The organism is Candidatus Jordarchaeum sp., assembly GCF_052745115.1.
Window position 1 is genome coordinate 20556 of record NZ_JBRAKS010000006.1, and the last position, 12565, is coordinate 33120.

The 12565-nt window shown below is 38.1% G+C and carries 13 protein-coding genes; 8 read left to right on the forward strand and 5 right to left on the reverse strand.

Translation table 11 applies throughout. The features are described from left to right. Positions 1-242: 242 nt before the first annotated feature. From smc to scpB, 3 genes are read left to right on the forward strand one after another with little or no spacing between them, the layout of a single operon-like run. Positions 243-3791 carry a chromosome segregation protein SMC gene (gene smc, locus ACUVXA_RS01085; protein ID WP_445869395.1) on the forward strand — a complete coding sequence of 1183 codons (3549 nt, stop codon included), beginning with the start codon at positions 243-245 and terminating at the stop codon, positions 3789-3791. Then, the gene (locus ACUVXA_RS01090) at positions 3784-4461 is read left to right on the forward strand and encodes a segregation/condensation protein A (RefSeq protein WP_445869380.1); all 678 of its coding nucleotides are present in this window, start codon (positions 3784-3786) and stop codon (positions 4459-4461) included. Before smc ends, ACUVXA_RS01090 begins: the two co-directional genes overlap by 8 nt. After that, positions 4440-5012 (forward strand): SMC-Scp complex subunit ScpB, encoded by a 573-nt coding sequence (gene scpB / locus ACUVXA_RS01095; RefSeq protein ID WP_445869381.1) that lies wholly within the window; start codon positions 4440-4442, stop codon positions 5010-5012. Before ACUVXA_RS01090 ends, scpB begins: the two co-directional genes overlap by 22 nt. A 24-nt stretch (positions 5013-5036) precedes the next feature. Here the strand turns inward: scpB and hypE are convergent, their stop codons facing one another. Next, positions 5037-6056 carry a hydrogenase expression/formation protein HypE gene (hypE, locus tag ACUVXA_RS01100; protein WP_445869382.1) on the reverse strand — a complete coding sequence of 340 codons (1020 nt, stop codon included), beginning with the start codon at positions 6054-6056 and terminating at the stop codon, positions 5037-5039. Positions 6057-6176: 120 nt separating this feature from the next. Here hypE and ACUVXA_RS01105 point away from each other — a divergent pair, with 120 nt between their 5' ends. After that, positions 6177-6566, forward strand: a complete 390-nt coding sequence (locus ACUVXA_RS01105) for a 30S ribosomal protein S8e (protein WP_445869383.1) — start codon at positions 6177-6179, stop codon at positions 6564-6566. Positions 6567-6644: 78 nt separating this feature from the next. Here the strand turns inward: ACUVXA_RS01105 and hypA are convergent, their stop codons facing one another. Continuing rightward, positions 6645-7046, reverse strand: coding sequence for a hydrogenase maturation nickel metallochaperone HypA (gene hypA, locus ACUVXA_RS01110; protein WP_445869384.1), 402 nt, complete (start codon positions 7044-7046; stop codon positions 6645-6647). Positions 7047-7162: 116 nt separating this feature from the next. On the opposite strand from hypA, the gene ACUVXA_RS01115 reads away from it, so the two are divergent. From ACUVXA_RS01115 to ACUVXA_RS01125, 3 genes are all read left to right on the forward strand, one after another. After that, the gene (locus ACUVXA_RS01115) at positions 7163-7477 is read left to right on the forward strand and encodes a signal recognition particle subunit SRP19/SEC65 family protein (RefSeq protein WP_445869385.1); all 315 of its coding nucleotides are present in this window, start codon (positions 7163-7165) and stop codon (positions 7475-7477) included. Between the two features lie 92 nt (positions 7478-7569). Beyond that, on the forward strand, positions 7570-7839 hold the full coding sequence (locus ACUVXA_RS01120) for an H/ACA ribonucleoprotein complex subunit GAR1 (RefSeq protein ID WP_445869386.1): 270 nt from the start codon (positions 7570-7572) through the stop codon (positions 7837-7839). A gap of 26 nt (positions 7840-7865) precedes the next feature. Beyond that, positions 7866-8807, forward strand: a complete 942-nt coding sequence (locus ACUVXA_RS01125; RefSeq protein WP_445869387.1) for a transcription initiation factor IIB — start codon at positions 7866-7868, stop codon at positions 8805-8807. Positions 8808-8977: 170 nt separating this feature from the next. Here ACUVXA_RS01125 and ACUVXA_RS01130 read toward each other — a convergent pair whose 3' ends face one another. Then, entirely contained in the window at positions 8978-9250 is a 273-nt protein-coding gene (locus ACUVXA_RS01130; protein ID WP_445869388.1) for a hypothetical protein, read from the reverse strand. Between the two features lie 127 nt (positions 9251-9377). Continuing rightward, on the reverse strand, positions 9378-10571 hold the full coding sequence (locus ACUVXA_RS01135; RefSeq protein ID WP_445869389.1) for a tRNA (guanine(10)-N(2))-dimethyltransferase: 1194 nt from the start codon (positions 10569-10571) through the stop codon (positions 9378-9380). Positions 10572-10672: 101 nt separating this feature from the next. Here ACUVXA_RS01135 and rnhB point away from each other — a divergent pair, with 101 nt between their 5' ends. Further along, on the forward strand, positions 10673-11338 hold the full coding sequence (rnhB, locus tag ACUVXA_RS01140) for a ribonuclease HII (RefSeq protein WP_445869390.1): 666 nt from the start codon (positions 10673-10675) through the stop codon (positions 11336-11338). Position 11339: 1 nt separating this feature from the next. Here rnhB and ACUVXA_RS01145 read toward each other — a convergent pair whose 3' ends face one another. Then, the gene (locus ACUVXA_RS01145) at positions 11340-12317 is read right to left on the reverse strand and encodes a transcriptional regulator (protein WP_445869391.1); all 978 of its coding nucleotides are present in this window, start codon (positions 12315-12317) and stop codon (positions 11340-11342) included. Positions 12318-12565 lie beyond the last annotated feature (248 nt).

A 12565-nucleotide genomic window follows, 5' to 3' on the forward strand; every position in this document is an offset into this window, starting at 1 on the left:
GTAACGATAACTACAAATTCATTCTCAATATTATGAGAATTGTAATGAACATAAATATTATTAGTTTCAAATGGAAAAGGTTTTAGGTGGTTAACATAAACGAGTCGTCTAGGGAAGTAAATGCAAGAAATGAATTTATTGAATAAGTACATTATTTAAAAAGTATGACTTCTATGGTTGAAAATAAGTTCAATACAAAATTTGGTATTAATGAGAATCTTTGATGGCGGGGTTGTAGCTTGGTGTACATTAAAAAGGTTGTAGTCAGAGGCTTCAAATCCTTTGGTAGGAAAAAGGTGACGCTTCGCCTATCCAAAGGATTCTCCGCTATTGTTGGACCTAATGGTAGTGGTAAGAGCAACTTATTAGATGCTATTCGTTTTGGGCTCGGAGTTTTAAGCTCGAAATCATTGAGAGTTAGCGTATTTTCGGAACTGGTTTTCACGCCCAGTAAAGACATTAAAATGACCCCCGCTAAATACGCAAGCGTGAGTTTATATTTTGATAATTCGGATAGGAGAATACCAGTAGACTCAAATATTGTAATAATTGATAGACAAGTTGACCGCACGGGGAAGAGTGTATATAAACTGAATGGTAAAGCGGTTTCGAGAACGGAGATAATTGACCTTTTGGAAATAGCAGGAATAAGTCCAAGCGGATATAATGTAGTTCCACAGGGAGAGATATTCGAACTAATTCAGATGGGTTCGCTTGAAAGAAGAAGGCTTTTCGAGAACATAGCGGGAATAGCTTCTTATGATGAGAAAAAAGAGAGGGCAGAGAAAGAGTTAGAATTAGCAGAGCAGAATCTTAGAGAAAATTTTGCACAAATAAGCGAAGTAAGAAATATAGTTGAGAGATTAGGAAGAGAGAGAGAAACTGCCCGCAAATACCAGCAAATTATTGATGAGATCAATTTCGCCCGAGCAAAACTAATTTTTCACCAGTTAAAAATATCTGAAGTAGAGTTATCAGACATTCTAAATAGAATAGAAACCAATAATGAACAGCTAAATAGTTTGAAAGGAAAAGAAAAAGAGTTCAGAGAGAATTTAGAGGAGCTGACAGAGAGAATAGAGGAGATCGAAAAGATTATTATTGAGGATGTAGGAGCTAGAATCGGGGATTTGCAATTTGAGCTTAGTGAGAAGAAGGCGGTTTTTTCGGAGAAAGAGTTGGTTTTAGGCTACAAAGAAGATGAATTGAAAAAGAATTCTGAAAAATTAAAAAACCTAAACCAAGAAGTAGTGGAGATAGGAAATAGTATTAAAGAAGAAGAAGTAAATATCGCCGAGTTGGAAAAGCAGGAGGTAGAAGTAGATAATCAAATAAAAACAAAACAGAATATCCTCGAGGAGATAAGTGAACAAATAACAACTAGTGATGCTAGGTTTTCAAAGTTGAGAACAAGAATTAGGAATATCCATGAGGAGATAGATAAACAGGTTTCGAAGAGTATTTCTTTGAAAACTACTCAGGAAGCCTTTAGAAAGGATATTGAATATATTTCCTCATCGATTAGTTCAAGAAGTGCGGCAAGAGATGAAATTAGAAATTCATTGCAAGAGGCGGAAGAAGAAAGAAGCCGTTTAGAGGAAGTAGCCGAAAAATCTAGAAAAGAAGTTGAGAAAGTAACTAGGGAGTTGGAGGAGCTTCAAAACCAACAGGATATTACAAGGCGGGAGATTGAAGAGACGGAAAAACTAATCCTAAACGTCAGAGATGAAGTGGTAACGATAAAAGCCATAAATGAAGAGAGAAGGAGGCTCCTTAGGGAACAAACAGCTGTGAGTGAAATTTTGAAGCTTCGAGATAATAAAAAAGTTAAGGGGATTTATGGAACAATCTCTGAGCTGGGAAAAACAGATCTGAAATATGCCCTAGCACTTGAGGTTTCGGCAGGAGGTCGAGCCAATTACATTGTTGTTGATGATGATGAGATTGCTGCTAAATGCATTAACTTTCTAAAAAATAGTAGAATAGGAAGAGCCTCCTTCCTGCCTTTGAATAGAATTAAACAAACCAACTTTTCGATTCCTAAAGGTAATGGAGTAATAGGCCCTGCAATTGACCTTATGGTTTTTGATGAAAAATTCAGATCCGCCTTTGAGTATGTTTTCGGAAACGTTGCTATAGTTAAAAATTTGGATGTGGCTAGAAAATTAGATCTTCCAGAGGTAAGGAAGGTCACTATTGAAGGAGACATAATAGAACCAAAGGGGTTGATGAGCGGGGGACACTATGTCGGTAAAACTACCTTAGCATTCTTGGAAAACGAAAAATTACCACAGTTAGAAGAGCAGCTGAGCGGCCTCAGTGCAATTCGAATAGAACTACTTGGCAAACTTGAGAAAATATCAAATTCATATCTTGAAATAAGGGGCAGAAGGGAAGAGGAAGAACATTATCGTGGAAAACATTCCGCCAGCTTGGAGCACTTGTTAGATGAAGTAAAGGAGAAAAAACAGGAAATAACAAAAATAGAATCCGAAATACAAAGGCAGTTGAAGCTAAAAGAAGAGAGGGAGAAGCAGTACAAGAAAGTGTCCCAAGAAATTGAAAAAATTGAAGAAAGAATTAATGCACTTTCGCAAGAGGAGCAAACGCTTAATCGGATTATAGAAGAATCGGAGGCTGCGGATCTTTATACCCAATCAAGAACTATAGAAGCGGAAGTTGCAATACTTAAAGAAAAGTTAAGCGGCATCAGAGTGCAAATTGCTCAATCAAGAACTAAGGTGGCCGAACATCTAATACCTAGAATGGAAGAAAGGAATAAATTAGCAAAAGAAGTGGAAGTGGATATTAAAAAGACAGCCGCCGAGAGAGATGAAATCCAAAAGGTAATCAAGCCCCTATCGGAGCAGATATCAAAGCTAGAAGAGGAAAAGAAGGGTTTAGATGATTCTGTTTCTAGACTGAGAGAAGAAGACACGAAACTCAAACAAGAAGTGACTGTTCTTAGAAATGAACTAGAAGTTACTACTCGGAGATCTAATTCCATAGAACTTGAATTAAGCAGACTTATGGTGGAAAAAGAACATTTAGAAAACAATGTACAGTTGCTCAGGGAGGAAGCTAAGGAGTTTACCGATTTTAAAATCAAAGACATTCTTAAAGTTAACGTTCATGAGCTTAGAGAATCAATACGGAGAAAGGAAGCAGAGAAAAAGAGTCTAGAACCGGTTAACATGTTAGCCATTCAACTCTATGAGCAGGAAAGAGCCCGGTATGAAGACATTTTGAGAAAGAGAGAGGAGTTAATAAAAGAAAGAGAAAGTATCATGGAATTCATACGAGAAGTTGAGAGAGATAAAAGAAGAAGCTTCTTGGCTACCTTTTACAGTATTGAACGTAACTTTAAAAGAATTTTTGCAAGACTCTCTCCAAATGGAGAAGGCCGATTTATCCTTGAAAATGTAACAGACCCCTTCCTTGGCGGAGTCGATATTGAAGCACGCCCATCGGGAAAAGATGTAAAGAGAATAGAATCAATGTCTGGAGGCGAAAAATCCCTCACAGCTATCGCACTTATATTCGCTATTCAGCAATATCAACCAGCTCCCTTTTATGTAATGGATGAAATAGATGCTTTCCTCGACGATGATAATGCAAACAGAGTTGCTGATCTACTCAAGGACTTTTCAAAAGAATCCCAGTTCATAGTCGTATCACTCCGTGACATCACTATTACTAAGGCAGACATAGTGTTTGGTGTGACCTGCCGCGATGGGGTTTCAGACGTTATTTCGCTAAGAATGGAGGAGGGTGAAGAAGAAAATGACTGAAAACCAAGAAGAACCATTCTGGATACATCTACCATGGTCGCTGTTAGTGGACACCACTCAAAAAGCAGAAGATCCTTGGCAAATCAATATCAGCAATATTCTAGTGGGATTCTTGGAAAAAATGCGAGAGAGAGAATCTATAAACTATCAGGTGTCCGGTAAAGCCCTCCTGACAGCGTCAATCATTCATAGAATAAAATCCGAGCTACTATTAAGACTGGGACAGAGACAAGAAGAAAAAAAGGAGAAAGAGGAGGATTTAGACCTAAATCTACCCCCAATTCCCATGCCCTACAGATTAATAAATAGAAAGGTCACCCTTGAAGAACTCCTAATCGCTTTGGAGAGAGTTTTGCTGGGAGAAGAAACAAAGAAAATGATTAAGAAACCAGAAAAAGAAGAGGCGGAAGTTGAACCATTTATTTTTGAACCTTCAAAATTTAATATCGATGAAATAATTGAGCAAATTTTTGAGAAAATTCTCTTCCATGAAAAAGAGATAATAAAATTTTCAGAATTAGTGGACAAAAATAATCCTCTGGATATTGTGAGAAACTTGTTAGTTATTTTAATCCTTGTTCTAAGAAAGAAGATACATGTCTGGCAGGAAAAAATTTTTGGAGAGATATACATTACGGAGGCCGAAAGATGGGAAAGGATGCAAAAATGATTATTGAAGCAGCATTGTATGCTGCGGGGCGGCCACTTTCTATTGAACAAATCGCTGAGATTGCAAAAATAGATAATTTAGATTATGCTGATGAACTGGTCAGGCAACTGGTGCGAGAATACGGGGAAAGAAGTAGTTCATTAGAAATTGTAGCACTCCCCGGAAATAAATACGTTTTACAATTAAAAGCCAACTACTCTAACAAGATCTCAAATATAGCCTCACGGGGACTATTATCTCTGGGAGAACTAAAATCACTTGCCTATATTGCCCTTAAACAACCAATAGAACAGTCAAAAGTGGCAAAAGTTCGAGGTTCCCATAGTTATAAACACATAAAAAAATTGGAGGAACTAGGATTCTTAAAATTTGAACACCTAGGCAGAACCAAAATTCTACAAACCACAGAAATGTTTGCAGACTATTTCGGATTCGACCACGAACCAAGAAAACTGAAACAACAATTAAGATGGAGAATCAGAAAAGAGAGCATTCAAACCAGTCTAGATTCCCACAATCAACTTGAACCTGAAGCCTCCGAAGAACCCTAAAAATATTAAACTTTAATTACAAAATTAGCAGACCCGGGGTATTGGCTCACCGTACGGAGTTTCTATTATACGTTTTCCTCCCACTGTAGTATTCATAATTACAAGGTTTGGCTTATCATTTTTAACTTCTCCGATTATACTCGCGTTCTCACCATACCTTGTTTTCCTAATTGCTTCCAAAGCTTCTTCTGCCCGACTATGGTCTATAGCGATAATGGCTTTACCCTCGCAAGTCACTTCTAAGGGGTCTATTCCTAACATTTCTGAAGCGGCAACAACTTCGCCTCGTATAGGAAGATCTTCCTCATTAATGTAAATTGTGGTATTGGATTTTTTAGCGAAGTCATTTAGGGCGGAGGCTAAACCTCCCCTTGTGGGATCCTTCATCGCTGTGACTCCACCTATTTTAAGGACTTTATCAATGATGTTCCAGATAGGTGCCACGTCGGATTTGAGTTCTGTCTCAAAACTTATTCCCTCCCTTGCGGCTAGAAGTGCTATTCCATGGTCTCCTACTGTTCCGGTTATTATGATTTTGTTTCCGGGTTTGATTCCGGTATCGAGTATTATTTTTCCGTGTTCTACTATACCTACTCCAGTTGTAGCGGTAACCATCTTGTCGATATGCCCGTGGGGCATAACTTTGGTATCACCAGAAATTATTGATACTCCCGCTTCTTCACTGGTATCGTTCATTGATTTTAGTATACGATTTAAATCATTTATAAGAAATCCTTCTTCAATTATTAATGCGCAAGCAATTGCTATGGGCCTAGCTCCCATTACCGCGATATCGTTAACCGTTCCGGATATTGAGAGTCTGCCTAAATCCCCACCGGGAAAGAAAATCGGATCCACGGTGTGGCCGTCTGTAGAAATCACAACATCGGTATCTCCTAGTGGAATGCTTCCACCATCATCCAGTTCATCCAAGCCAATTCCGTTCTGCACGTTGCGTCTTTTTAGGGAGGATATTATGGTTTCTTTTATTAGGCGGCCCATTGCAGTACCGCCAGCTCCATGCGCCAGTTCTATGCGACTCATAAAAACTCCTCAAAATGTCGTTATTCTGGAAAAGCTTATATTACTTATCATAAAACTCTTGGATAGAAAAGATTAATAATAAAAATGTTGTTCAACTGTTTAAGGTTCTGGTGATTTAACATGGTTAATTGGCAAGCAAGATCCAAACGTAAACCTACTGGTGCAAGACTAAAGCAATTTTCTGGAAAGCGTAAAAGAGACCTCGGAAGAGAGGAGACAAGAACTCAACTCGGAGCAGAGAACAAGAAAATAGTTAGAACTAGAGGAGACAACATTAAAATCAAACTAGCTTCCTCCGAATATGTTAACCTGACTGATCCTAAAACTGGAAAAACCAAGAGAGTGAAAATTGTTGACGTGGAAAAAAATCCAGCGAACATCGATTTTGATAGAAGAGGAGTAATAACCCGTGGGGCGATAATTAATACTAGTGCCGGGAAAGCAAGAGTTACCAGCAGACCTGGGCAAACAGGAATAATAAACGCGGTTCTAATTAAAACTGAAAAATAGCATTTGTTCCAACCTAGAGAGTAAACCGAATTTTAAGTCTAATAAATAAATTTCTTAAAGGAAATTATGAAAATTCTACTAGTTTCCATCGTCAACTTCAGCTTTAATATTTTTTATGTTTAGTTCTCTGCCACCTATTATTTCTGTATTACCGCTATTACATTTCGGACATTTTGCTGTGAATCCTACTAGGGGAAGTAGATGTGCTTTTTTCTGATCCTCCTCCGATATTACGTCTCCAGAATACCCACAATCATTGCAGTGAATTTTTCCTGGAACAATCAAGATGTTTAGTGTAGAATTTTTTAGAGGAGTTTTTTCTGCTGCAATTTCAAATAGAAATCTCAACTGCTCGGGATTAATGAACGTGAATTGACCTATTTCAACATTAATTTCTAAAATTTTTTTCACATTATTTGCTTCTGCTACTCGAGTAACAGTTTCTACGATAGAAACAGCTGTGGATAATTCATGCAACAATAAGCACCACAAGACTTAGGAATCAGCAAACTTAAAAACATTATTAAATATATATACGATACAACTCTCCTTGTTGCAGGAATAATGAGTTTTTTGAAGAGTACTCGGTGATACTAATGAGAAAAAAGGATAGGATAATACTTTATCCAGAATACTTCGACTCAAGATTGACGCGAGGTAAAGGCCGTAGGGTTCCTCTCAGCATTTCTGTTCCTGCACCCAACATAGAGGAACTCGCATTAATTTCAAAAAGACTGGGCTATGAATTTGAAGTAGATGCTGATTCCGCCCATCCAAATAACTGGTGGAATAAACGAGGAAGAATCCTAATTACTAGGAACGATTTGATTAAGAATGAAGTAATCAAAACTATAGCCAAAATACTGAGTAAAGCTAGAAAAAGGAAAAAGGAAAGGGATAAAAAAAGATAAATTATTGTCTGCTTTTATGATGGTATTTTCGGCATAAAGTTTATAACATTGTAATCTAAAACCAAAATATTGATTCCCAGAAGGGAGAATATTTGAGAAGGCTTGGCAAGCCATTACATCAAACTCCACGTGGAGACCTGATACTTCGGGTCAATTTCACCCCAAGAATTGGCTCCAAGGTGGTAAACAAGGAGATGAGAGAGGTAGGCCAGATTTTTGACATTTTTGGGCCTGTAAAAACCCCTTATGTTTCTGTCAAGCCCCAGGTAGAACCTAAAATCGCTGAAAAATTGGTGGATGAGGTTCTATACGAGTTCATAAATGGGAAAAAACAGAGATACTCTAAAAAAAGAAGGAAATAAGCCTTTATTAAATCCGGGTGGTCACCATGACTGAACTGGAAAAACAAGAGGAGAGAGAGGATAATATTTTTTATTGTTCTGAATGCAATAATGGTGTTTTGATAAAAGACTATGAAAGAGCCGAACTAATTTGTAAAAACTGTGGTCTTGTCATTAAGGATCATCTGATTGATACTGGACCAGAGTGGAGGGCTTTTGACCAAGAACAGAGAGAGAAGAGAGTTAGAGTAGGTGGACCAACCACCTATACAATGCATGATAAGGGATTATCTACAGTAATCGACTGGCGTAATAAGGATAGTCAGGGAAAGGAGTTAACACCACGTAAGAGAGCACAGATATACCGCTTGAGAATGTGGCAGAGAAGAGTTAGAGTGGCAGACCCCTTTGAAAGAAACTTGGCTTTTGCCCTGTCTGAAGTAGGTCGCATGTCATCAAACTTGGGGTTATCACAGAATGTCCGGGAAGAAACTGCAATAATATATAGGAAGGCTGTGGAACGCCGTTTAATTAGGGGGAGATCCATAGAAGGGGTGGTGGCAGCATCGCTTTACGCCGCTTGTAGAAAGTGTAAGATCCCTCGTACTCTAGATGAGATAGCTGAAATTTCCAGGGTTGAAAAAAAGGAGATAGGAAGAAGCTACAGGTTTATAGCAAGAGAACTCGAAATCGAAATACCACCAATTAATCCGATGGATTTCCTACCAAGACTTTCAAACGCTCTAAATTTACCAGGACTTGTACAGAAAAAAGCTATAGAATTACTTCAAAAAGCATACGAGAAAGGACTCACATCAGGTAGAGGACCTTCCGGTTTGGCAGCAGCCGTAATGTATATCTCTAGTATTTTACTGAATGAAAGACGAACACAAAGGGAAGTCTCAGAAGCTGCAGGAGTAACCGAAGTAACAATTAGGAACCGCTATAAAGAACTCGTAGAAAAATTAAAACTTGAAGTAGATATTTAAAAATTCCAGAGACAAGACTCGTTAAATGAATTCTATTTAGCTCCCAAGATTTAAAATCCATAAAAAGAAATTCTAAAAAGCGGTGCTTAAAGAAGATTCTCAGCACCTCTACCTATAGTTAAAAGTTATTAAATCTTGTCTAAATATCTTTTTTAGAAAATCTCCACTTTTTAAATGTGTTTTAGAGCTGATTCAAGGGCTTCTATGGATTTCTGCAGGTGATTTACAGCCTCGTTTAGATGTTCAGCAGCTTCAACAATGCCCTCTTCTTTAGCGAATTTAGCGTATTCTTTAATTTTCTCTAAATGACCTGTATTGTGTTCAATCCAATGAGAAATTAAGGCCCTCAACCGTTGGGTTCCATGTAGCTTATTATGATCTTCATGCTCGTGCTCGTGTTGATGATTATGGTTTTCTCTATTCTCATGGTGCTGGTGTTTCATTTTCTTCACCTACAATAAATCATATTTAGACCTATAATGTCTCATAAGTGATTTTTTCCATTATTTCGATTATGGTTCAAATAATTTTAATACTAATATCATTTTTGAATAAGTTATCAGTACGCAGTTACTGGGCTTTCCTTATAGTTTTTAATATTTCTGAAACAGGTGCGTTAGTTCTTATTGAATTATTCTTAAAGTGTGTTTGGGTAACTGAATAACCCTTCTCTTTCAAAGGATGGATAATTTTTTCTAACGCGGGACAGGGTAAGTTGAGCTGATCACATATACTGTGCAAATCATAGTAAGTTGCCGGTGCGTCTGCCTCCTCGAGAATTAGGCTTAGAAGTCTTATAGCTCTTTTATCTCCGTCTGCTTTGGAATTTTCCAGTACTTGGGCAATAAACTCTCTGGATTGGATTTTGCCACACCATAAAGGACCCGCAATCCTTGCGTCATCTCCACAAGAAGGACACACGCTACTTAATGAATTAGCTATACCGGGTTTCAGTTGGCGGAAATGACAGTGATTACAGTGAACAAGATAGCCAATCTGTTTAACCATTTCATCTGCATTTTTGGCTCCAGAAATTGTTTTAAGATAAACACGTATATAATGATCGGTTGAATGAGAGAGAATGGGCGCCAACGCAATATCTCTCTTTGATGCAGTTAAAACTGAACAGGATATAAGCAGTCTTACCGCAATTTCGTGGCAATACGTGGTTCTTAAGGGGACACCGCCGTACTTTCTGATACAAGCATTTGTATGGACTCCGCAGAGTGGAGCCATATCAGTGGCGGTTAGGCACAACAAACCATTATTCTTACTTATAGCCCTCAAGGCTGAGTCCAGAAATGGAGCCGGTGAGCCAAAAGGATCAATATCTATAACATCAAATCTTTTCATGGGAAAAGCATTTTTTGAAAGCAAAAGATTGGCGTCCTCATTAAAAACTTGGATTTTATCTCGTAGGTTGTGCATTTCTACATTCCTGTTAGCGATGTCGTAAGCCATAGGATTGATATCATTAATTATTATGCTATCCGCCCCATTAACCTCCATTGCTAGGCGAATTCCACGCACTCCACATCCAGTTAAAGGCTCACAGATTCTCAAGCTTTTTTTCGTTAAAATTTGGTAAGTCCGTACCGTATAAACCGCTATGTCCCGGTTTAACTTCATTACAGGATTATAAAAAACCGGCATTTTAGATAGAATATAGTCTCCCGGAATCTCAGCTTGTGCTTTGCTGTCTGATCCATAGCCGTAGAAGTCCACCTTGCCCTCATGATAAATGCGTATTTTGTAATCATGCAAATTGAATTACCACCATCCTTAATCAAACCATATAATTTAAATGAGGAGTAATGAACTTTCTCATAGAGATTAGTAATATTAGATATGGGAGAAAATTTTCTATGCTTATTGCAGGTGTAGACGAGGCTGGTCGGGGACCAATCTTGGGGCCCATAGTTTTTGCCGGTGTTCTAATAGAGGAGGAACATATTCCAGAGCTAACTGAGTTGGGTATAAGAGACTCGAAGCTTCTTCAACCCTCCAAAAGAGAAATTCTTGCTGCTGAAATATTAAAACTAGCTTCCAAGGTGTCAATAAAAGTTGTGAGTCCAGAGGAAATCGACGAAGCTAAGGCTAATAGCCTCAACTTGAACCTGCTTGAAGCACACTGTTTTGCAGATATAATAAATCAGCTCAAACCCGACGTAACGTATGTTGATGCTGCTGATGTCAATCCAGAAAGGTTCTCCCAAAGAATTAAAAATAACCTGACCATAGATACAAAGTTGATTTCTCAGCACAGAGCTGACTGTGAAATTCCTGTGGTAAGTGCAGCCTCCATTATTGCCAAAGTTGAACGCGATAGAAGGATAAATGAGTTGAAAAAATTTGGGGAAGTGGGATCGGGTTATTGTCATGACCCTAAAACCATTTCTTTTTTGAAATGCTGGGTTAGAGATCACGGTGAACTTCCAAGCTTTGTTAGGCGTTCATGGATAACAGCAAAAAGAATTCTGGATGAGATAAAGCAAACTATTTTAGACGAGTTTAGTAAGGAAAATAAATAGTTTAGTTTTTGATTGTTTTGAGACCATGTCTTCCATCTATAATTTTGAACAATTCTTCTGGTTCTTCGATTGATTGAAGTTCTTCTTTGGGTATGACCGGAACCTCGGTTGAGATTTTTTTAATTTTACTCTTATCGGTAACAAACATAGCGTATTTTTGGGCTACCTGGGATACCTTTTCCACCGAGATTATTCTGTGTTCGATTCTTTTATCTTGGACGTAACCTAGTCCGGTAATTACCACTTTTTGTTGGTCAGTCTGATCCGCGGTTAGTGCGTCGAATGGAGCTTTTTTGGCTAAAACCACCTTTAGTCCTAGCGCACAGAGAGTTCTACGAACCTCCTCGTGTAATTCATCCTCAGCTTCTTGCTCTGGAATCTCCTCTTCTTCAACTAGCCATGAAGTAAAATTAATAGGAACTGCTATTGGAGTGTCTAGTACCCCTTCTAGTTTTAGTGCTGTTTCTAATGTGGAGTCCATGCAGCCTCTTTCATACTCATAAATGGTTCGTCGCGAAACTCCTACACGGTTTGCCAGATCCCCAAAGGACATTTCTCTCTTATCCCTTTCACGCTTCAAAATTTCTCCGTCTATTTTGACATACAACCCTCCTCTTCTTGCAAGTATCAAAGGAAAGATATTTTCGGCAATAAAATGTTCGAAAGTCTCAATGTTAATCGCGGGCAGACCTTGCCGCTCATACACGAAGCTTTCTTCCACAATTTCCTTTCTTGTCCTATTACCGATGACTATTGGTGAAGCTGAAAGCATTCTTGAAAGAATTTTGAGTTCTTTACCAGTATCCTCTTTTAAAGCATCAATATTTTCATGCATTTTCAAAAGAAGTAGATTTAACCCCTTCCGAGCCACTATATCGAAGCAAGTAGAGCGAAGATTCCTGTTTTCCGCTACACTAAAACCTGCTCCCAATAAAATATCTGCGATTTTACTAATCAAATCGCGGCGGTCAGGAGTCAAATCTAATACCCCTAATTAAGAGTTTTTATAATTATTATATAACATACTTGCTTTTAAGGGTCTTTATATTATCTCTACGAGTAGAAAACGTATATAAAAAACTTCCGAAAAATTTAACAAAACCACAGCGAATACATGGAAAAATCGTAGATTAAACCGATAAAGAGTCTAAATGATGAAGCTAAAGCTTCAAACCCATATATTCAGACGAAACTCCTATATGGGTATTTGTTGATATATAACTTATG